The sequence below is a fragment of the uncultured Gemella sp. genome (assembly GCF_963525165.1).
Taxonomy (GTDB): domain Bacteria; phylum Bacillota; class Bacilli; order Staphylococcales; family Gemellaceae; genus Gemella.
The window spans coordinates 1-21,032 of the sequence record NZ_CAURJN010000002.1 but is presented as its reverse complement, the minus strand read 5'-3'; the positions used below and the strand labels follow the sequence as shown (position 1 = coordinate 21,032).

The 21,032-nt window shown below is 30.4% G+C and carries 20 protein-coding genes, 2 tRNA genes and 1 other RNA gene; all 23 read left to right on the top strand.

Annotated features, from left to right (window positions below):
• The first annotated feature begins 179 nt into the window (after window positions 1-179).
• The 23 genes from RWQ74_RS00605 to rlmD all read left to right on the top strand — a co-directional run bounded on the left by RWQ74_RS00605 (window position 180) and on the right by rlmD (window position 21,015).
• Window positions 180-1,487 carry a DRTGG domain-containing protein gene (locus tag RWQ74_RS00605; RefSeq protein ID WP_314160650.1) on the top strand — a complete coding sequence of 436 codons (1,308 nt, stop codon included), beginning with the start codon at window positions 180-182 and terminating at the stop codon, window positions 1,485-1,487.
• Between the two features lie 16 nt (window positions 1,488-1,503).
• Window positions 1,504-2,493 (top strand): bifunctional oligoribonuclease/PAP phosphatase NrnA, encoded by a 990-nt coding sequence (locus tag RWQ74_RS00600; protein WP_314395824.1) that lies wholly within the window; start codon window positions 1,504-1,506, stop codon window positions 2,491-2,493.
• Between the two features lie 358 nt (window positions 2,494-2,851).
• Entirely contained in the window at window positions 2,852-3,865 is a 1,014-nt protein-coding gene (locus RWQ74_RS00595; protein WP_314395822.1) for an ATP-binding cassette domain-containing protein, read from the top strand.
• Window positions 3,865-4,527, top strand: coding sequence for a methionine ABC transporter permease (locus RWQ74_RS00590; RefSeq protein ID WP_314395819.1), 663 nt, complete (start codon window positions 3,865-3,867; stop codon window positions 4,525-4,527). The genes RWQ74_RS00595 and RWQ74_RS00590 overlap by 1 nt, the downstream gene beginning before the upstream one ends.
• 387 nt (window positions 4,528-4,914) lie before the next feature.
• Window positions 4,915-5,793, top strand: coding sequence for a ribosome biogenesis GTPase YlqF (ylqF, locus tag RWQ74_RS00585; RefSeq protein WP_314395816.1), 879 nt, complete (start codon window positions 4,915-4,917; stop codon window positions 5,791-5,793).
• Complete coding sequence (locus RWQ74_RS00580; RefSeq protein WP_314395814.1) at window positions 5,783-6,559, top strand: ribonuclease HII; 777 nt, start codon at window positions 5,783-5,785, stop codon at window positions 6,557-6,559. Before ylqF ends, RWQ74_RS00580 begins: the two co-directional genes overlap by 11 nt.
• Entirely contained in the window at window positions 6,552-8,396 is a 1,845-nt protein-coding gene (locus RWQ74_RS00575) for a ribonuclease J (RefSeq protein WP_314395812.1), read from the top strand. The genes RWQ74_RS00580 and RWQ74_RS00575 overlap by 8 nt, the downstream gene beginning before the upstream one ends.
• A gap of 271 nt (window positions 8,397-8,667) precedes the next feature.
• A complete protein-coding gene (locus RWQ74_RS00570) occupies window positions 8,668-9,876 on the top strand; it encodes a DNA polymerase IV (protein WP_314160900.1) in 1,209 nt (402 codons plus the stop codon).
• A 13-nt stretch (window positions 9,877-9,889) separates the two neighbouring features.
• Entirely contained in the window at window positions 9,890-10,570 is a 681-nt protein-coding gene (locus RWQ74_RS00565) for a tRNA (adenine(22)-N(1))-methyltransferase TrmK (protein ID WP_314395809.1), read from the top strand.
• 27 nt (window positions 10,571-10,597) lie between these two features.
• Window positions 10,598-11,368 carry a threonine/serine exporter family protein gene (locus RWQ74_RS00560; RefSeq protein WP_314395808.1) on the top strand — a complete coding sequence of 257 codons (771 nt, stop codon included), beginning with the start codon at window positions 10,598-10,600 and terminating at the stop codon, window positions 11,366-11,368.
• A 9-nt stretch (window positions 11,369-11,377) separates the two neighbouring features.
• A complete protein-coding gene (locus RWQ74_RS00555; RefSeq protein ID WP_314160897.1) occupies window positions 11,378-11,827 on the top strand; it encodes a threonine/serine exporter family protein in 450 nt (149 codons plus the stop codon).
• A 47-nt stretch (window positions 11,828-11,874) separates the two neighbouring features.
• Complete coding sequence (locus RWQ74_RS00550) at window positions 11,875-12,135, top strand: hypothetical protein (protein WP_314395806.1); 261 nt, start codon at window positions 11,875-11,877, stop codon at window positions 12,133-12,135.
• Between the two features lie 260 nt (window positions 12,136-12,395).
• An RNA gene (ffs, locus tag RWQ74_RS00545) (signal recognition particle sRNA large type) lies at window positions 12,396-12,660 on the top strand.
• A gap of 91 nt (window positions 12,661-12,751) precedes the next feature.
• Window positions 12,752-14,113: an MATE family efflux transporter gene (locus tag RWQ74_RS00540; RefSeq protein ID WP_314395804.1), complete on the top strand. Its 1,362-nt coding sequence runs from the start codon at window positions 12,752-12,754 to the stop codon at window positions 14,111-14,113.
• 129 nt (window positions 14,114-14,242) lie between these two features.
• Entirely contained in the window at window positions 14,243-14,671 is a 429-nt protein-coding gene (locus RWQ74_RS00535; protein WP_314395802.1) for a DUF1836 domain-containing protein, read from the top strand.
• A gap of 19 nt (window positions 14,672-14,690) precedes the next feature.
• Window positions 14,691-15,533, top strand: coding sequence for a DegV family protein (locus RWQ74_RS00530; protein ID WP_314395800.1), 843 nt, complete (start codon window positions 14,691-14,693; stop codon window positions 15,531-15,533).
• Window positions 15,534-16,122: 589 nt separating this feature from the next.
• Complete coding sequence (gene fsa, locus RWQ74_RS00525) at window positions 16,123-16,776, top strand: fructose-6-phosphate aldolase (protein ID WP_314395799.1); 654 nt, start codon at window positions 16,123-16,125, stop codon at window positions 16,774-16,776.
• Between the two features lie 152 nt (window positions 16,777-16,928).
• Entirely contained in the window at window positions 16,929-17,078 is a 150-nt protein-coding gene (rpmG, locus tag RWQ74_RS00520) for a 50S ribosomal protein L33 (protein WP_003145675.1), read from the top strand.
• Between the two features lie 397 nt (window positions 17,079-17,475).
• Window positions 17,476-17,549: transfer RNA gene (locus tag RWQ74_RS00515), tRNA-Gly, on the top strand.
• Between the two features lie 20 nt (window positions 17,550-17,569).
• Window positions 17,570-17,643 (top strand) — tRNA-Asn (locus RWQ74_RS00510).
• A 179-nt stretch (window positions 17,644-17,822) separates the two neighbouring features.
• Entirely contained in the window at window positions 17,823-19,127 is a 1,305-nt protein-coding gene (gene obgE / locus RWQ74_RS00505) for a GTPase ObgE (RefSeq protein WP_314395796.1), read from the top strand.
• Between the two features lie 12 nt (window positions 19,128-19,139).
• Window positions 19,140-19,586, top strand: a complete 447-nt coding sequence (locus RWQ74_RS00500; protein ID WP_314160314.1) for an ACT domain-containing protein — start codon at window positions 19,140-19,142, stop codon at window positions 19,584-19,586.
• Between the two features lie 91 nt (window positions 19,587-19,677).
• A complete protein-coding gene (gene rlmD / locus RWQ74_RS00495; protein WP_314395793.1) occupies window positions 19,678-21,015 on the top strand; it encodes a 23S rRNA (uracil(1939)-C(5))-methyltransferase RlmD in 1,338 nt (445 codons plus the stop codon).
• The last annotated feature ends 17 nt before the right edge of the window (window positions 21,016-21,032 follow it).

Sequence of the window (21,032 nt, the reverse complement as noted above, 5' to 3'; positions counted from 1 at the left end):
ACGACGTCGAGAAAATACATAAATAACACTGAAGGAAGCATGAAAGATGGTTTAAATAACTTATCTTTCATGTTTTTTTATCTTGAAATAGTTTTCTAAAAAGTATATAATTACATATGAAAAGGATGTGTTACAAATATAGTGTTTGTATTATAATAAAAATGTAAGGAGGAAAAATCATGAAATCAAAACATCAAAAAATATTAGAATATATTAAAAGTCTACCAATTGGAAGTAAAATATCAGTTCGTCAAGTGGCTAAAGAACTAAAAGTTAGCGAAGGGACAGCCTATCGAGCTATAAAAGAATCGGAAAATCGTGGTTTTGTTTCTTCTATTGAACGTGTAGGTACGGTGAGAATTCAGAAGAAAGAACGAGATAATGTGGAAAAATTATCATATTCTGAGATTGTAAATATAGTTAGTGGGCAGCTGATTGCAGGACGTGGAGGAGTTCACGAGATAGTTCAAGATTTTGCGATTGGAGCTATGGATTCTGAACAAGTTGGGCAACATATTAGAAAAGGTACATTATTAATAATAGGAAATCGTCCAAAAATCATAGAAATGTCATTGGAAAAAGGATGTGCGATCTTAGTAACGGGTGGTTATGTTCCAAATGATTCAATTAGAGCATTGGCGGATAGTAAGAACTTACCTTTAATTATTACACCACATGACACTTTCTCGGTTACTCATTTAATAAATAGGGTAACAAACGACCAAATAATTAAAAGAGATATAATTACTGTTGAAAGTATTTATATAAAAACTGAAAAATTATATACTATTAATTTAAATAATACGGTAAAAGATTGGTATGACCTTCAATTGGAAGTAGGACACACTAGATATCCTGTTGTTAATGAATATGGAAAATTAGTTGGTATAATTGCAGCATGTGATGTATTTTTACAAGATAAAGATGCGTTAATTAAAGAAGTCATGGAAAGAAAAGTTGCGACTACTACTTTAGATACTCCAATATCTTCTGTAGCGAATACTATGCTATCAGAAGGTTATGAGCTTATGCCTGTAATTGATTCTAAAAATACATTATTAGGAATAGTAACAAGAAAAATTGTTATAAATTCATTATTAACTAATAATAGATTCCAAGATGGAAATAATAATGACACATTTGATGAAATTATGCGTAAAGGAATAGTACCTAGAGCAGATGGACTGCAGGTTAAAGTTATACCTCAAATGTTAGATCAATTTGGTACTTTTTCTAGTTCGGCACTATTGAGTATTATTGATGAATCTATTCATATTACAAGTTATAACTACAATAGAAGTGAGGTTCTAATGCAAAATGTATCTCTTTATTTCTTAAAATCAGTTCCTTTGGATAGAACAATAACTACAAAAGTAAATATCTTGGATATTGGTCGAAAAACTGCTAAATTTGATGTAGAAGTTTATGATAAGACGGAATTAGTGGCAAAAGCTATGGTAACATGTCAAGTATTCCAGAGAAATTAGAGAAAGAAGAAGTTAAATGGATATATACGAAAATTTATATGAGGAAATTTTTCAAAAAATAAAAGAAAATGATAAAATTATAATTCATAGACATGAAAGACCAGATCCAGATGCTTACGGTTCTCAAGGCGCTATGTATCAACTTATCACAGAAAATTTCCCGGAAAAAACAGTAATAACAGTAGGTAAAGACTCACCATCCTTAGATTTTTTATTTAAAAATTCAGAAGTAACAGAAGAAGACTATAAAGATGCCCTTGTTATAGTAACTGATACAGCAAACTTCCCTAGAATAGATGGAAAACTATTTACTAAAAACAACTTTCTTATAAAAATAGATCATCACCCACCTTTAGATAATTATGGAGGAATTAATTTAGTAAATACAGATGTTTCGTCTTGTAGCGAATTAATATATAATTTTTATGAGTATTTAAATGGGAAATATGATATTAAATTAAATGATGAAGCTGCTAAATTATTATACCTAGGTATAGTAGGAGATACGGGAAGATTTTTATTCCCGAATACTTCTAACGACACACTAAGAGTTGCTTCAGAATTAATTAAATATGATTTTAATATGAGTAAACTGTTAGACAAGATGGAGATTATTAGTGAAAACATTATGCGTTTTAGAGCGTTTATTTTTGAAAACTATGATGTCTATCAAGATGGTGTTGCATATCTTAAAATTACTAAAGAAGATATGGATAAATATGGAGTGGATCCTGGTGAAGTTTCAACAGGTGTCAACTTACTTAGAAGTCTAAAAGATTTATATGCATGGTGTTTTGCTATTGATGAAGGTAACAAGGTTCGTGTGCGTATACGTTCTAAAGGCCCTGTAATCAATACTCTTGCGGAAAAATATGCAGGTGGGGGTCATCCTTTAGCGAGCGGAGCGACGGTGAAAAACTGGGAAGAATTAGATGATTTATTAGATGATATGGCTCGAGTAGTGGCAGAATATCTTAGAGAAAATAATATCAAAATAGAAAATTAATATTATATTTTCAGAATTTTTTCTAAAATATTGTTAATAATTTTCCTTGACAAGTCTAACGCTATAGTGATATACTTATTAGAAATTAATAAAAACCAATACTCGTATAAGTAATAGGCGGAATATTTAAAGAGAGTACCGTGGCTGAGAAGGTATATTAGGAAGTTTATGAAGATGGTTCGAGTGGTTAATAAGGTAAACATAAATTGTAAACTTTGTTCGGTGATCCACGTTATAGGATAGACTATGTTAGTAGTTGTAATAAGTAAAATGTAAGGTGGTACCGCGTATAACGCCCTTATTCTGAAATTCAGAGTAAGGGTGTTTTTTTATTTTTAAAAAGAGAAAGGAGATAGACATGATTGAATTAAAAAAAGTTAATAAGATATATAATAATAAAGTTCATGCTCTAAAAGATATTAATTTAAAGGTTGAAAAAGGTGACATTTATGGAATAATCGGTTATTCTGGAGCTGGTAAAAGTACGTTAGTAAGGCTGTTAAACGGACTTGAAGTAGCGACAGATGGTGAGGTTATTATCGATGGTGATGACTTCAACAAAATAACTGAAGAACAACGTCGTTTAAAACGACAAAGAATAGGGATGATTTTCCAACATTTTAACCTATTATGGAGTAGAACTGTTGCAGAAAATATTGCATTCCCATTAGAAATTTTAGGGAAATCTAAAACTGAAATAAAAGAAAGAGTAGAAGAATTAGCTAAATTAGTAGGTTTAGAAGACAGATTAAATGCTTATCCATCTCAACTTTCTGGTGGTCAAAAACAAAGGGTAGGTATTGCTCGTGCATTAGCTGGTAACCCTTCAATCTTACTTTGTGATGAGGCTACGAGTGCTCTTGATCCAGAGACAACTGCAGAAGTTTTAAATTTAATTAAAGAAATTCACAGAAAAACTAATATCACAGTTGTTCTTATCACTCATGAAATGAATGTTATTAAGACGATTTGTACAAAAGTTGCTGTTATAGATGGTGGAACAATTGCAGAAGATGGATTAGTTTCAGAAGTATTCTATCATCCAACTCAAGAAGTTACTAAGAAATTCTTAGCTCAAACTTCATTTGCTTCAGAGTTTGAAGAGAGAGAGAATATTGAGGAGTGGAAAAAAATATTCACAGAAGGAGTTATTATTAAATTTACATTTGATAATAATACATCGAAAAAACCGATTCTTAGCACTTTAGTACGAGAAATAGATTTTGACTTTACAATAATTAATGGACATATCGATAAAACTGCAGATGCTAACATTGGTACACTATTTGTTCAGTTAATTGGAACTAAAGAAAATACAGATAAAGCAATATCTAGATTAAATGAACTAGGTATTTTAACGGAGGTGTTATAATGTTTGATTTTTCAAGAGTTAATTGGGATAAAGTACAAGATAAAACAATAGAAACACTTATTATGACTTTTGAGTCACTTATTGCAGTGTTTTTAATTGGTTTGTTTTTAGGATTATTATTATACTTAACATCTAATAGTGAGAGTGCGTTTGGACGTGGATTTTACGCTGTTGTTACTGCAATAGTTAATATTTTCCGTGCGATTCCATTTATTATCTTAATTGTATTATTAATTCCGTTTACTAAGTTTTTAATTGGTACAATTATTGGTGTTCAAGCAGCAATTCCAGCACTTATTATTTCAGCAGCACCATTCTACGCTCGTTTAGTAGAAATTGGATTACGTGAAGTAGATAAAGGTGTAATTGAAGCAGCTCGTGCAATGGGAGCTAAAAATTCGACTATTATCTTAAAAGTTTTAATCCCAGAGAGTTTACCAGCGATAATTTCAGGATTAACTGTTACAGCAATTGCCTTAGTTGGATCAACAGCTATGGCGGGTGTTATCGGAGCTGGAGGATTAGGTAACTTAGCATACTTAGACGGATTCCAACGTAATAATAGCACTTTAACATTTGTTTCAACAGTATTAATCTTAATTATCGTATTCGCTGTGCAAATTCTTGGTGATACAATAGTTAAGAAAGTTGATAAAAGATAAATATGAAGAAGGGGCTGACCCAAAAGTCCTAAATTTTAACAAAGTGTATATGATAATTCATAGACGCAGTGGTTTATTGACATCTAAATTCGCTTTATAAAAGCTTTTTAGATATCTAATAAACTGTGCGGGGGTGACTCTAAAAAATCGATTTCTCCGAAATCACGATTTTTGAGTCACTCCCTTTTTTGTTTATAAATAAAAAAACATGATCATAAACAAATAATGGACGATTTTATAAATTATTATGTCTGGAAATTATAAAATATTAATGTTTTACGAATAATTGACACCAAAATAGGTTAAAAAAACTTGAAAATGTGGTAAAATAATAAAGACTGTTTAAATCAAGAAATTTATAAAATAAAAAGATAAGGAGTTAAATTTATGGTTATTCAATGGTTTCCAGGTCATATGGCCAAGGCGACAAGAGAAGTAAAAGAAAAGCTAAAACTGGTAGATATAGTTTTCGAATTAGTAGATGCACGTTGCCCACTTTCTTCACATAATATGTACCTAGATGAAGTTGTTAAAGATAAGAAGAAAATAATTATATTTAATAAAATTGATCTATGTGATAGAGCTGAGACAGCAAAGTGGAAAAGTTATTTTGAAAATAAAGGATATACAGTAGTTTATACTGATGCAAAAAATAGTAATAATTTGAATAAAGTAATAGATAAGGCGAAAGAAGAACTTGCAGAAAAAATTGCACGTCAAGTAGCTAAAGGAATTAAACCAAGAGCAATTAGGTCGATGGTAATAGGTGTGCCAAATGTTGGGAAGTCAACATTTATTAATAAACTTATTAAGAAAAATGTCGCTAATACAGCTAATAAACCAGGTGTTACTAAGAAACAACAATGGTTGAAATTAAATAAAGACATAGAATTATTAGATACACCAGGGATACTTATGCCTAAGTTTGATAATCAAGAAATTGGTAAAAAATTAAGTTTGATTGGTTCTATAAAGGATGATATTACACCACTTGATGATGTAAGTTTATATTTAATAGAATTGTTAAAACATAATTATTTAGAGAATTTAAATAATCTTTATAAAATAAATGTTACAAGTGAAGATGAAAATGTGTTTATTATGGAAAAAGTAGCTGAAAAGAGATTTAAAAAAATCGGCGGAGACTATGATTACGATTCGACAATTAAGTTGTTAATTCAAGATTTTAGAACACAAAGATTTGGGCTTATTACATTAGATAATTATAGTGATTTATTAGAAAATGAGGAACAAAATGAAAATTAGTGAGGTAAAAGAACTCTTAAATCAAGAAAATATTTCCGAAGAAATATTAGATGAATTAAAAAAAGATGAGAGAAGCGGAGTTCAGAAATTACTTATAAGTTATGCTAAAAAGCAAGAAAAAAAACTTTTTTATAAAAAAGAGTATGAAAAAAAATCATTTTACGAAAATAAATGTTATAATAATGGATGTAAGTATATTTGTGGAATAGATGAAGTAGGAAGAGGCCCGCTTGCTGGACCAGTAGTTGCTGCAGCGGTAATTTTAAAACAAGATAGCTATTTCGAAGGATTAAATGACTCAAAAAAATTATCAGAGAAAAAACGTGAAGAATTATATGAACAGATAAAAAAAGAGGCTGTTGCGTATGCCATTTGTGAAGTGGATAACATTGAGATTGAAAAATATAATATTTATAATGCGGCTCGTATAGCAATGCAAAGAGCAATAGAGAAATTGAAAGTTAAGCCGGATTTCTTACTTATAGATGCTATGCCATTTGAAAATTATCCGATTCCTAACTTTAGTATGGTTAAAGGTGATGAGAAGAGTGTATCCATTGCAGCTGCTTCTGTAATTGCAAAAGTTTATCGTGATAATTTAATGAAAGAATATGCGAAGAAATATCCACATTATGATTTTGAGAATAATGCGGGATATGGTACAAAAAAACATTTAGAAGGTTTAAAAGAATATGGAATAACACCAATTCACAGAAGAGACTTTGAACCTATAAAATCAATGATACAAGGAGGAAAACATGAGTAACAATAGTGGAATAAGTATTTCGAAAAATTTACAGAAAAATAACAACAATAAGAAAAATAATATTAATAATCGTACAAGCAATAATATACTAGCTGCAAAAGAGCAAAACAACAACAATACTAAGCAAGTAGTTAAGAAAATCACGAATAAAGTTAAATCTCAGAAAAATAAATCTAAGAAATTGCCTAAAATTAGCATAACTCCATTAGGAGGAGTAGAAGAAGTAGCTAAAAATATGTATATGGTGGAGATTGGGGATGAGATTTATGTTCTTGATGCAGGATTAATGTTCCCAGAAACAGAGATGATTGGTATCGATGCAGTTATACCAGATATAAGTTATTTAGTACGTAATAAACAAAAAATTAAAGGGATTTTCTTATCGAATGGTCACGTAAGTTCTATGGGAGCTGTACCATATATTATCGATAAATTAAAATGTCCAGTTTATGGTTCTAAATTAACAATAGATTTATTAAAAAATCATCTTAAACAATTAGGTATTAAAAGAAGAATTAAGTTTTATTATGTAAAAGATAATAATAAGTATGACTTTAATAATGCAAGTATAACATTTTTCAAAACTACATATTCAATGCCAGATTCTTTAGGTATTTGTATAGAAACTAGTCAAGGAAATATTGTTTATACTGGTGAGTTTAAATTTGATCAATCAGTAAGTAAAGAATATAAATCTGATATCGTGAAGATTAGTACATTAGGTCAAAAAGGTGTTCTAGCTTTATTAAGTGATTCAAGTAATGCTAATGTAAAGGGATATAATGTTCCTGAGAATGAAGCTGCTGAGCAAATTGATAATGCATTTTACCAAGCCAATAAACGTATTATTGTAACGTGTTATGCATCTAACTTCCTAACAATTTCTCATATTGTAAGAGCAGCATTAGCGCAAAATAGAAAGATTTTACTTCTAGGTCAAGCTATTGAAGCATCTATCAATACTGCAAGAAATATGAATTATTTACAAATTGAAGATAGTAACTTAATTAAAGTTGAAGAATTAAAAGACTATCCACAAAATGAAGTATGTATCCTTTCTTCAGGTGACCAAGGGGAACCAATAGAGGCTATGAAGAATATTGCTGAGAAAAAAATTGATGGAATTCAAATTGAATCTGGTGATACAATCATGATCGCAGCTACGCCTTCACCAAATATGGAAGTTATGTTATTCCAAACTTTAAACCTATTAGTTAAACTTGGAGCAAATGTTGTGACAGCTTCTAAGCGTCTTCACGCTGCTAGCCATGCAACTAAAGAAGAGCTGAAAATGATGTTAAATATGCTTATGCCAAAACACTTCATCCCTGTTCAAGGAGAATTTAGAAATCTACGTAAACATGCAGAAATCGCAGCTGAAACTGGAGTTGCAGCAGAAAATATTCATATTTTAGCTAAAGGTACGACTTTAGAATTAAGCGGAAACAAATCTAAAACATTATTAAACAATGTTTCTGTGGGGAATATTCTTGTTGATGGTCGAGGAATCGGAGATGTAGAAGATAGCGTATTAAAAGATAGAAAACTATTATCAAATGATGGAATCTTCGTCGCTTCATATGCTATTAGTAAAAAAGAGAAAACTCTAGTAGGAAGACCGGTTATTCAAACTAAAGGGTTTGTCTATGTTAAGAAGAGTATGGAGTTAATCAAGGAAGCAGAAGAAAAAGTGATTGAGTACTTAGAAAATAATCCAATTAAGAGTATTAGAGAATGTGCAGCTGTAAAAGCTGAGATTAGAAGTATGCTTTCAAGTTTACTATATGATAATACTAAGAGAAAACCAATAATAATAATTAACTTTTCATTAGTTTAGTAATGAAATATAACGGGAAATCGGAATAGGGAACAACAAAGAGGGGCTGACTCAAAAGTCCTGAATTTTAACAAAGTGTATATGATAACTCATAGACGCAGTGGTTTATTGAAATCTAAATTCGCTTTATAAAAGTTTTTTAGATATCTAATAAACTGTGCGGGGGTGACTCGACAAAATCGATTTCTTCGAAATCGCGATTTTGAGTCACTCCCGTTTTGAATTGCTCCTTATTGTTCCCGTTTTTAGTCTATGTAAATGAGGTGAAAAAATGTCAAAAGTTATTGCTCATATCGACATGAATTGCTTTTATGCAAGTGTAGAAGAAAAGTATAATCCTGAGTTAAAAGGAAAACCTTTAGCAATTGCAGGAGAAGTGAAAACTAGACATGGTATAATAGTAACCTCTAATTATGAGGCGAGAGAGTTAGGAATTAAAACCACTATGCGGGTTGGAGATGCAAGGAAAATATGTCCTAATATAAAAATACTTCGTCCGGATATGGCTAAGTATCAACAAGAGTCTAAGTTGATTTTTGATCTAGTTCGTGAATATACAGACAAGATTGAGATAGTTTCTGTTGATGAAGCATATATAGATTTAAGTGATTTTTCTGAACCAATAAAGGTGATAGCTACAATTCAACGTAGAATCTATAAGCAACTCGGAATGCCGTCATCAGTAGGCGTTTCTTTTAACAAGTTTTTTGCTAAAATGGGATCAAATTTGAAAAAGCCTCTTGGTTTTTCAATTATTAATAAGAAAAACTATAAAGATATACTATGGAATCTGGATATAGGAGAGATGCATGGTTGCGGGAAGGCTTCTACAAAAAAATTGAAAAAAATTGGTATAAATACAATTGGTGATGTTGCTAGTGCGAATGAGGTTATTCTACATAGTCTTCTAGGTGTTCAAGGTCTGAGATTAAAAAATAAGGCTAATGGAGAAGGTAACGCGGAATTAAAATATACAGTTGATAGAAAGTCTATAGGTAATTCCAAAACATTTATTAACGATTTAATAGATGAAGATGATATTTTGAAAGAAATTAAAAAATTAAGTGAGAAGGTTAGTTCTAGGGTTAAATCTCGCAATTATGTAGGAAACAATGTTTCGATAATGGTGAGATTTAGTGATTTTAAGACAATTACTAGATCTAAGAAGATACCTGAATATATTTCTAACGCGAATGATATTTTTAATTATGCATGGGAGTTGTTGGTTGAACATTATGATTTCACACAAGGAGTAAGATTACTAGGTGTATCGTTAAATGATATTAAAAAAGCAAAAGAATTAAAAATTCAGCTTGATATTTTTGATAAAAAAGATTATAAAGAAGAAGAGAGACTTAGAAAACTTTCTAAGAAATTAAAAGCAGAGTTCGGTGATACAATAATAACCGATTTTGAAAATTTTGATAAAAAAGATAAGTCGATTATAACGACAAGTTTTAGTAAAGATTTTTTAGATTAATAAAGGAGATAGAATGTTAGCAATAAACAAGAGATTACAATTAGTAGCTGAATATGTAGAAAATAGAAGATTAGCTGATATTGGAAGTGATCATGCCTATTTGCCAATTTATTTAGCTAAGAATAATAAAATTGATTATGCTGTAGCAGGAGAAATTGTTGAAGGACCACATAAAGTTTCGATAAAAAATGTAAGAGAAGAAGGCTTAGTTGGAACTATCGATTGTCGTAAGGCTGCAGGTTTAGATGCAATTGAAGTAAGTGATAATATTGAAGTAATAACAATTTGTGGTATGGGTGGAAAGTTAATCGCAGATATTTTAGAAAAAGGTAAAGAAAAATTAGCGAATAAACCAAATTTAATACTTCAGCCAAATGTCGGAGAAAATTTTGTTAGAGAAAAACTACAAGAATTAGGGTATGAGATAACAGCAGAAAACATTATTGAAGAAGATGGTCATATTTATGAGATTATCGTTGCAAAACCAGGTGTTATGGAATTAACAGAAGATGAAATTAATTTTGGTAAGTATTTATTAATAGAGAAAAATGAATTATTTGTAAAAAAACAAAAACAAGAACTTTCAAAAATTGAATATATTTTAAATCAATTAGAAAAAGCAAGTGAAATTCAAGAAAATAAAGTAGCTGAATTTAAAAATAAATATAAAAAAATATTAGAAATTATTTCTTAATATTTTGATTTAGAAGGAGGGGAAGGGATGTTACAATCTTTACAGGATGAAAGAGAAGCTAAAAAGTTATTGAACTTTAGCGTGAAAATCGCTAAAAGTATGTTGTCATATGGAGCAGAAGTATATAGGGTTGAAGATACAGTTAATAGAATCTATAAGTCATTTGATAATATTAAAGCGGCGAATATTTTAGTTACTTATAATTTTGTTATTGTATCTTTTACATATAATGACAATACTTATACGACGATGAGAAGGGTTGTTTTGGGAGATCGTGATTTAGAGAAGATTGCACTTCTAAATGATATATCTAGAAAAATGGTAATGGGAGGTTGTACGCTAGATTATGCATTTAAAAAAATGAAAGAGGTAAAGGCGAAAAAAAGATATTCTACTACTTCGGTTATAGTTGCTCTAACTTTATCAGCTCCATTTTTTGCGATAATGTTTGGAGGGACCTTTAAGGATAGTTTGATTGCATTTTTAATAATGGCTATACAGGCTGCGTTTATTACTCTTACTTCAAAATATAAACTGACATTATTTGTAAGTAATTTCTTGGGAGCATTTATTGCAACAGTATTAGTAATGTTATTAAATAAGATTTTCTTAATACATAATCCATTTAGTATTATTATTATGAGTTTGATGCCTCTTGTTCCTGGAGTTCAGGTCACAAATGCTGTTCGTGATTTTATGGCTGGGGACTATCTGTCTGGAATGATAGGAATACAAGCAGCAATCTTTGTATCTACAGCTATTGCGCTTGGTGTTGTTATGGGATTAAAATTGGTGTAAGGAGAAACTATGGAGAATAATATTTTTATACAATTTATAGCTGGCTTTGTGGTTAGTGCATCTTTTGGTATTTTCTTTAATGCACCTAAGAAATCCATATTTACTTGTGGGTTAATTGGTGCCATCGGTTGGTTAGTTCACGTAGTGACTAATTTGCTATTAGCAGATGTTGTAGTAAGTAGTTTTCTTGGAGCAGTTTGTGTAGGTGTTCTTTCTACTAACGCATCTAGAATATTAAAATTGCCAGCAACTATATTTATTTATACAGGGATGGTACCTCTAGTTCCAGGTTATGGTATGTATAATACTATGCAAAATATTGTAACGAAGAATTATGGAGTAGCTTCTCAAGTTGGGATTGAGACTATTCTTCAAGCAGGGGCGATAGCAATGGGAATATTATTAGCGTCTGTGTTTTCATCGTCAATTCAGAGGGTAAAGATACAAAGAAAACGATAAAAGTGATATAATAGTGGTAGTGAGTTTACAAAGGAGTCGAGTATATAATGGAATATATTTTATATTTTGCAGAAAGCTGTCCGGACACAGCACCATTTAAAGAAAAATTATCAGAATTAGGGATTAAATATAAAGAAGTAGAGGTAATGACTTCATTAAGAAATTTTAAAGAATTTCTATATGTTAGAGATATATATTCACAGTTCGAAGGAATAAGAGGTAATATGAAAATTGGTATTCCTTGTTTAGTTATTAATGAAAATGAATGTATCCTAGAACCAAATGAATTAGATAAGTTAAAAAAATAGTTTTAGGTTAAGAGAATGATTCAAAAATCATGATTTCCGGTGAAATTGATTTTGTTGAGACCGTTTCATAAAATTTATTAGATATCTAAAAGCTCCTATAAAGCGAATTTAGATATCAACAAATCACGGTGTCTATAAATTTTTTTTAAAATTAGAATTTTTAAGTCAATCCCTTACTTTGGGAATTAACTACAGAAATTAACATTGTTTTTAATTTTATTAATTCCTTGCTTTTTATTTTCAAATTTGATATAATTAAGGAATGCTAGGTGGGGAGTTAGCGGTGCCCTGTACTTGCAATCCGCTTTAGCAAGACCGAATACCGAGATGCGGGTAGAATAGGGAATGTCGAGTTTAACACGTAATGTTGAGACTAAGGCACCTTACGACGCAATACTTATGAACCATGTCAGGTCCGGAAGGAAGCAGCATTAAGTAAGTCTATTGTGGGTGTGAGTTTTTGTCGAGGTTGAGTTGTCGATTAGACTAACGGTTTTTTAATCTATTCAAGTCTCGGTTGCATATAGTATAAATCGATGATATCTAAAAGTAAATTCGCTTTTGGATTTTTTTTGTGTTTTGAAAAAATAAAATTATGTAAATCATAGGAGGGGTTATGTATCAAGGGAAAAACTTTTCTGAACGTGCAAGTATTTTTATTAAATTGCTATTGCCAGTTTTAGTTTATCAAGTAATTTCATATTCATCTGGTATGATTGGAACGTTTATGGCGGGACATTATAGTCCTACAGATTTAGCAGGTGTAAGTATGGGTGTTAACATTTGGAATCCAATTATGTATACACTAAATGCAATTGTGTTAGCGTTGGTTCCGATTGTGTCGCAATTAATCGGAAAAAATAAAGAAGAAGAGATTCCTACAGTTGTTAGACAATTTCTGTACATAGCTGTTATTATCAGTGTTGTCTTAATTATTGGACTAAATACTTTAGCAACACCAATAGTAGATCAATTAGGTATGGATAGTAATATTGCGGAAATAACTAAGAACTATTTGTTTTATGAAAGTTTTGGAGTACTATCTATCTTCTTATATGTAGTTTTACGTTCATTTATAGATAGTTTAGGATTAACGAGATTATCGATGATAATGATGATAGTATCTGTACCAGTAAATGTATTCTTTGCCTATAGTTTCATTTTTGGAAAATTTGGTATGCCTGAGCTTGGTGGTGCAGGAAATGCAGTAGCTGTTTCAGTGACGTATACAGTACTATTTTTTATAGCGTTATTTATAGTATTAACAAATCCTAAAATTAATAAGTATAAAATATTTGAAAAAGAAAAAGTAAAATTCGAAAAGTGGGGAGAAATCTTTAAACTAGGTATTCCTATAGCTCTAGCTACAGCACTTGAGACGGTTGTCTTTTCAACGTTATCTTTAATGGTTTCACGTTTTGATACGACAATCATTGCTTCTCATCAGGCTGCGTTAAATTTCTCTGGATTTTTATATACTTTACCAGTCAGTGTTGCAAACACTGCAACAATTATAATAGCATTCCATGTAGGAGCTAAAGATTATAAACAGGTAACAGAGTATACAAAACTAACGGTAATAATGGGGATGATATTTTCGAGTATAGCAGGATTAATCGTCTTGTTATTTGATACGAAAATTCCATATCTATATACTAATGATAGTGGAGTAATCACATTAACAGCAGAGTTATTATTATTTGCAATTGGTTTTGCTATTTGTGATTCATTCGCATCAGCATTAGCAGGAGTACTACGCGGATATAAAAAAGTAGTACCAATATGTGTTGTAATGTTTATCGGGTATTATTTGGTAGGAATCCCTACAGCATACTATTTTGTATTTAAGCAAGGGATTGGTATAGAAGGTTTATGGATAGGATGGATAATTGGACTAGCTGTTTATGCCTTAGGTGTATTATTCTATTATCTATACATGAGAAGAGGAATTAGCAAAAAAATTAAATTAGCTAAATAATAAAAAGATTTTGTAGTAAATGTAAATACTACAAAATCTTTTTTATTTTCACTTGTATAATCACTTGACTAAAATTTTGAAAAACTATATAATGTGATTATCAAAACTAGATAAAAAGGAGGTAAAAATTTGAATAAAGTATATCCAAAATGGTCTGAATTGCCAAATCTAGACTTGTATTTAGATCAAGTGTTATTATACGTAAATCAATTAGATAGCTCCTCGATTGTCGATAATGACAAAGGTTTAACATCCGCAATGATAAATAATTATGTTAAAAATGGTCATCTGGATAAACCGATTAAGAAAAAATATAATCGAAAACAATTAGCAAGATTAATAGTTATCACATGCTTAAAAAATGTATTTTCAATTCAAGAAATTAGTAAGACAATAAATAGCCTAACTTCAGACGGTAGTTCTGAAGAAATGTATGATAACTTTGTTATGTGTATGAATGGAGAAAAGAGAGACGGGTTAGCTGATGTAATAGTTGCAGCTTGTGACACTGTAAGATTATATAAAAAAACACATGATTTAGTAGAAAAATTAAAATAAATATACTTGGAGGTAAATGATGGAGTGGAAGATTGTAGTTGATACTGCATGCGATTTTAGAGAAATTCCTAATAAAGCTGAGAATGTTACTTATGAGAGAGTGCCATTTTCATTGCAGATAGAGGATAAGGTATATGTAGATACTTTAGATCTAGATATTGATGAAATGATGAGAGAGATGTATGCTAGTTTAGAAGCAGCAAGATCAGCTTGCCCAAGTCCAGAGGCATATCTATCAGCATATAGAGGTGCAGAAAATGTAATAGTTTTAACTTTAACTGGTGGGATGTCAGGAAGTTATAATAGTGCAGTAATTGGCGAAAAAATGTTAAAAGAAGAAAATGAGAATGTCAATATTCATATTGTAAATACTCTTTCAGCAGGAGGGCAAAATGACTTATTTCTTCTTAAGATAAATGAACTAATTAAAGAAGGATTATCTTTCGATGAAGTAGTCTCAAAAATGAATGAGTATCAAAAAAATACAAAACTTATTTTTTCTCTAGAGAAAGTAGATAATTTAGTGAAAAATGGACGTTTATCAAAATTGGCAGCAGCCGTTGTAGGTTTGTTACATATGCGCATGGTAGGAGAAGCGAGTAATGAAGGGACTCTACACTTACTACATAAAGTTCGTGGAGAAAAAAAAGCTATTTCAACAGTAGTTGATGAGATGATTAAAGCTGGGTATAAAGGTGGAAGAGCTGTAATTACTCATAGAAATAACGAAAATATATGTAAAAAAATAGAAGAAAAATTAAAAGAAAAATTTTCTGATGTAGACTTTATAGCTGTACCTACTTCTGGAATTTGTAGTTTCTATGGAGAAGAAGGCGGAATGCTTTTAGGATATGAAATATAGAATATATATTTAAATAAAATAATAAAAAAGGAAAAGGGATTACTCTGTGTAAAACACTTCTCCTTTTTTTATTGAATTTAACTAACTCTGTTTAGCTCTTTTTTTATTTCTATGAAGCTTTCCAATTAAAAATCCAGTTCCTTGCCCACAAAGGCTGAAGAATATATATCCTAAACCATATATAAGAATATCGAAGTTTAAAATAATTAAACAAGATATAATGTAAAAAATTCCTATAATAAATGAGAAAATATAGCTGAAGTCTTCTTTATTATATGCATATAGAAACGATATTAGAAAACTTATAACAGGATATAGGATAATTAAAAGCAGTATTATCATACCTGATTTATTCGATATAAAGTAAGAACACAGAGGGAGTATTATAAATAAAAAGAAAGAAAAAATTAAATATGGTACTTTTTCTAAAAATTTTTTCATCAATCTGCCTCCTAATTATAGTGTTATTCTATCATATATTTTGTTAAAAAACAATAATCAAATATAAGCACAGAATTCATAAATATTGTAACCGTTTTGCAAATGTGTTATTATTAACTTAATATTAAATGAGAGGGGAACAATAATAATGAAATTTTTTATTGATACAGCCAATGTAGAAGACATTAAAAATGCTAATGAATTAGGGGTAGTTTGTGGAGTTACTACTAATCCATCTTTAATCGCTAAAGAAGGACGCGACTTCAAAGAAGTAATTAAAGAGATTGCATCTATCGTAGATGGACCAATTAGTGGAGAAGTAAAAGCAACAACTACTGATTGGAAAGATATGGTAGAAGAAGCTAGAGAAATTGCTAAAATTCATCCTAATATGGTGGTTAAGATTCCTATGACAGAAGATGGTCTTAAAGCAGTAAATGTACTGAAAAAAGAGGGGATTAAAACTAATGTTACGTTAATCTTTAGCCCAACGCAAGCTTTACTAGCTGCAAGAGCAGGAGCAACATATGTATCTCCATTTTTAGGTAGATTAGACGATATTGCTCACAATGGACTATTATTAATTGAAGAAATAGTAGAAATTTTTGCGAATAATGATATTGATACACAGATTATTGCAGCAAGTGTTAGAAATTCAATTCATGTTACAGAATGTGCTAAACTAGGATGTGATATTGCTACTGTTCCATATAATGTAATTAAACAAATGGTTAAACATCCTTTAACTGATATCGGTATTGAAAAATTCAAACAAGATTATTATAAAGTATTTGGTGAATAATCTGTAGAAAACTTTTACGTTAAAAATATTTTTCTTCAAAAAAAATTTAAAAATTTTGTATTTTATACTAGAAATATTTATAAAGTAATGTTATAATATATTTTGTTGTATGAAAAAGTTGTTAAGATTAAATTTTATAGGAGGTTATATTAATGCGCGTAAATGTAACATTAGCTTGTACAGAATGTGGTGACAGAAACTACATTACTAAAAAGAACAAAAGAAATAATCCAGACCGTATTGAACTTAAAAAATACTGTCCAAGATTAAAAAAAGTGACTTTACACAGAGAAACTAAATAATGAAGTTATGAAAGCCTTAAAGTATCAACGTTTAAGGCTTTTTGTTTTGCCTTTTGACTTTCTTTTGACTTTCTTTTTTCACAAAATCATGAAATTGGTGAATTTATCTGTGCAAAGAATATGAAATCTCATTCCCTAAGTATAAGAAAAATCGAAAGTAGAAAATAATTATGGAAAAAAAAGTCCTTTACTTTTTATAGGAAAACTATTATACTATTATTATCCAATGAAAATAATGTTAATTTTTCTACAGATATTCTTGATTTTCAAAAGAATTCTTTAGTAAAGTTAACAAAATTACAAATTTCAAAAAAAATAAAAAAAAAATTAAAAAAGTTGTTGACAAACAACAATATCTATTATATAATTAATACATAAGTTAATAATAAGTATTCATGCGGGTGTAGTTTAGTGGTAAAACCTCAGTCTTCCAAACTGATGTTGTGAGTTCGATTCTCATCACCCGCTCCATTTTTTTATTTAGAGATTTTTCCACAGTAGCTCAGTTGGTAGTAGCATCTGACTGTTAATCAGAGGGTCGCAGGTTCGAGTCCTGCCTGTGGAGTAAAGTACGGCTGTGTATGCAGCCGTATATTTTTTTGTTTAAAATCTCGCTAAATATTATTATCGTAGGAAAAATTATGTTATAATAGTTCATGGTATATGAACTTTTATCGAGTTGAATTTTATATAGTTTAAAAGTTGAAGTTTAAGAAAATAAAGAGAATTTTATAGGAGAATTTTATGTTTTTAGATGAGGTAAAAATATTCGTCCGATCAGGTGATGGTGGGAATGGATTAGTAGCATTTAGAAGAGAGAAGTATGTTCCAAAAGGTGGACCAGCCGGAGGAGACGGTGGACGTGGAGCTAATGTAGTATTTATAGTTGATGAAGGATTAAGAACTTTCATGGATTACCGTTATCAGAAGAAATTCGTTGCACCTAATGGTGAGAATGGAATGAGTAAAGGTATGCATGGTAGAAAATCTAAAGATTTATACTTAAAAGTACCACCAGGAACAGTAATTCGTGATACTGATACTGGAGAAGTATTAGCAGATTTAGTAGAACATGAGCAAGAAGTAGTAGTAGCTCGTGGAGGACGTGGAGGACGTGGGAACTGTCGTTTCGCAACACCTTCAAACCCAGCACCAGAAATCGCTGAAAATGGTGAACCAGGAGAAGAAAGAAATCTTACATTAGAATTAAAACTTATGGCTGATGTAGGTCTTGTTGGATTCCCATCTGTTGGTAAATCAACATTATTATCAATAACATCAAAAGCAAAACCAAAAATTGCTGATTATCACTTTACAACATTAGCGCCAAATCTTGGAGTAGTAGAAACAAAAGACCACAGAAGTTTTGTTATGGCTGACCTTCCAGGATTAATCGAAGGGGCTAGCCAAGGTGTAGGTCTTGGACACCAGTTCTTACGTCACATTGAAAGAACAAAAGTTATTGTACACGTAGTAGATATGTCAGCAACTGATGGTCGTGATCCATATGAAGATTATAAAATTATTAATCAAGAGCTAGCAGAGTACAATATGAGACTTTTAGAAAGACCTCAAGTAGTAGTAGCTAATAAGATGGATATTCCAGTAGCTAGTGACAATCTTAAGGAGTTTAAAAAACACTTAGAAAACGATGGTGAAGAAGTAGATATCGTTGAAATTTCTGCATTCACACGTAGTAATGTCGATAACTTACTTTATAAAATAAGTGATATACTAGATAATACAGATCCAAATATGTTATATGAACTTGATACTGAAGAAGAAAGTATGGAAAATAGAGTTCTTTATAAACATAAACCTAAGGATGAAACATTCAAGATTACTCGTGATGATACAGGAGCTTATGTAGTAAGTGGACCTGGTATCGAACGTGCATTCTTAATGACTGATTTCAACCGTGATGCTTCTGTTAGACGTTTTGCTCAACAAATGCGTTCTATGGGCGTAGATGATGCTTTACGTGATAGAGGATGTAAAAACGGTGATACGGTTAAAATTCTTAAAGGTGAGTTTGAATTCGTAGAGTAGGAGATAACCACTGTGGATAAAGAAAAAGTTTATTATATAATTAGAGAAGATGTATTGCCAGAAGCTGTAAAGAAGACATTAGCGATGAAAAAAGCTTTAGAAGAAGATTCTAAATTATCAATTTTAGAAGCTTCTAAAAGGTTTGATTTAAGTAGAAGTGCATTTTATAAATATAAAGATACAATATTTCCGATTCAAGATGTGAAAAGACAATCAATTCTATCATTATCTATCGATGTTGATGATATTCCAGGAATATTAGGTAAAATTTTATCGGTTGTTAATGAAGCTAAGTGCAGTGTACTTACTATTCACCAAACAGTACCGATAAATGCAAAAGCTACGATAATTATTTCTTTAGAGCTAAGTTCAGGTGATATAAATATTGAAAAATTAAATAAACGAATTAAAGATCTTGAATTTGTTAATTCAATTAAAGTAATTGGTTTAAGCATGTAAAGATAGTTTAATAAATATTAAATGTAGGAGAACAGAGTAGGGAAGTCAGTTTCCTATAGCTATTCTCCTTTTTATTTTAGAAAGGTGAATTATGCAAAAAAATGATATATTCGAAGGGAAAGTTATAGATTATACCCACGACGGTCTTGGTGTAGTTAAAATTGATAATTTTCCAATTTTTATTGAAGATGTTATAGAAGGTGAAGTAATCGAGTTTAAGATAATTAAATTAAAGAAAAATCTTGGTTACGGAAAGGTTCTTAATATTATTGAAAGTTCAAAAAATAGAGTTGACGGTATTCCAAAAACTTCAGGGGCGAATTTAGTTCATATGAACTACGAAGAGCAATTAAAGTTTAAGAAGAAAAAAGTTCAAAATGTTATGGATAAAGCTCTTGGAAAAGATTATATCGAAGTATTAGATACGCTAGGAATGGAAGACGGATATCATTACCGTAATAAGTCTGTGATTCCAGTACAAAAAGTTAATGGCGAAGTTAAGATGGGGTATTATAAACCACGAAGCCATGATGTTGTTAATATAGAGAAATGTTTTATTCAATATGATGAACACAATGTATTAATGAACAAATTACGTAGTCTAATCTCAGAGCTTAACTTATCTGTTTATGATGAAAACAATCACTCAGGTGCTATTAGACATATTATGTTCAGAACAAATACCCTGAAAAGTGAAATCATGGTAGGTATTGTAGCGAAGGAGAAGTTTAATAAACTAGATGAATTCGTTGAAAAAATATCTAAATTAGATGATAGAATTGTTAGCATTATGCTAAATATTAACGATAAGAAGACAAATGTAATCTTTGGTGATAAAACTGAAAATCTTTTTGGTAAGGATTATATAACCGACACATTAGACGGAATAGAATTTAAGATTTCACTTCGTTCATTTTATCAAGTAAATCCAGTTCAAACAGAAGTATTATATAGTAAAGCGTTGGAACTTGCAGAATTAAAAGAAACTGATACGATAATCGATGCTTACTGTGGTATTGGAACAATCAGTCTATTCGCAGCGAAGAAAGTTAAGAAAGTGTATGGTATTGAAATAGTAGAAGCAGCTGTTTTAGATGCTCGTGAAAATGCGAAAAATAATAATATAACTAATGTAGAGTTTTTACTAGGTAAGAGTGAAGATGTAATTAAAAAATTAATCTCACAAAATGTGAAATTAGATGCAGTTATCGTTGATCCACCACGTAAAGGATGTGAGGAAAGTTTCCTACGTGATTTAGCTTCAATGGGAATAGAAAAGATAGTTTATGTTAGTTGTAATCCAGCTACATTAGCTAGAGATATGGAAATTATGAGAGGTCTAGGTTATAAACTAGGTTCAGTGCAACCTGTAGATATGTTCCCAGGGACGTACCATGTTGAGGCGGTAAGTTTGCTAGTCAAGGAGTAAAACGACGAAGATTAGCA

What these genes read in the sequence shown, in the direction of transcription:
- RWQ74_RS00605 (WP_314160650.1), top strand. Translation starts at nt 180, where the DNA reads ATGAAATCAAAACATCAAAAAATATTAGAATATATTAAAAGTCTACCA.
- RWQ74_RS00600 (WP_314395824.1), top strand. Translation starts at nt 1,504, where the DNA reads ATGGATATATACGAAAATTTATATGAGGAAATTTTTCAAAAAATAAAA.
- RWQ74_RS00595 (WP_314395822.1), top strand. Translation starts at nt 2,852, where the DNA reads ATGATTGAATTAAAAAAAGTTAATAAGATATATAATAATAAAGTTCAT.
- RWQ74_RS00590 (WP_314395819.1), top strand. Translation starts at nt 3,865, where the DNA reads ATGTTTGATTTTTCAAGAGTTAATTGGGATAAAGTACAAGATAAAACA.
- ylqF (WP_314395816.1), top strand. Translation starts at nt 4,915, where the DNA reads ATGGTTATTCAATGGTTTCCAGGTCATATGGCCAAGGCGACAAGAGAA.
- RWQ74_RS00580 (WP_314395814.1), top strand. Translation starts at nt 5,783, where the DNA reads ATGAAAATTAGTGAGGTAAAAGAACTCTTAAATCAAGAAAATATTTCC.
- RWQ74_RS00575 (WP_314395812.1), top strand. Translation starts at nt 6,552, where the DNA reads ATGAGTAACAATAGTGGAATAAGTATTTCGAAAAATTTACAGAAAAAT.
- RWQ74_RS00570 (WP_314160900.1), top strand. Translation starts at nt 8,668, where the DNA reads ATGTCAAAAGTTATTGCTCATATCGACATGAATTGCTTTTATGCAAGT.
- RWQ74_RS00565 (WP_314395809.1), top strand. Translation starts at nt 9,890, where the DNA reads ATGTTAGCAATAAACAAGAGATTACAATTAGTAGCTGAATATGTAGAA.
- RWQ74_RS00560 (WP_314395808.1), top strand. Translation starts at nt 10,598, where the DNA reads ATGTTACAATCTTTACAGGATGAAAGAGAAGCTAAAAAGTTATTGAAC.
- RWQ74_RS00555 (WP_314160897.1), top strand. Translation starts at nt 11,378, where the DNA reads ATGGAGAATAATATTTTTATACAATTTATAGCTGGCTTTGTGGTTAGT.
- RWQ74_RS00550 (WP_314395806.1), top strand. Translation starts at nt 11,875, where the DNA reads ATGGAATATATTTTATATTTTGCAGAAAGCTGTCCGGACACAGCACCA.
- RWQ74_RS00540 (WP_314395804.1), top strand. Translation starts at nt 12,752, where the DNA reads ATGTATCAAGGGAAAAACTTTTCTGAACGTGCAAGTATTTTTATTAAA.
- RWQ74_RS00530 (WP_314395800.1), top strand. Translation starts at nt 14,691, where the DNA reads ATGGAGTGGAAGATTGTAGTTGATACTGCATGCGATTTTAGAGAAATT.
- fsa (WP_314395799.1), top strand. Translation starts at nt 16,123, where the DNA reads ATGAAATTTTTTATTGATACAGCCAATGTAGAAGACATTAAAAATGCT.
- rpmG (WP_003145675.1), top strand. Translation starts at nt 16,929, where the DNA reads ATGCGCGTAAATGTAACATTAGCTTGTACAGAATGTGGTGACAGAAAC.
- obgE (WP_314395796.1), top strand. Translation starts at nt 17,823, where the DNA reads ATGTTTTTAGATGAGGTAAAAATATTCGTCCGATCAGGTGATGGTGGG.
- rlmD (WP_314395793.1), top strand. Translation starts at nt 19,678, where the DNA reads ATGCAAAAAAATGATATATTCGAAGGGAAAGTTATAGATTATACCCAC.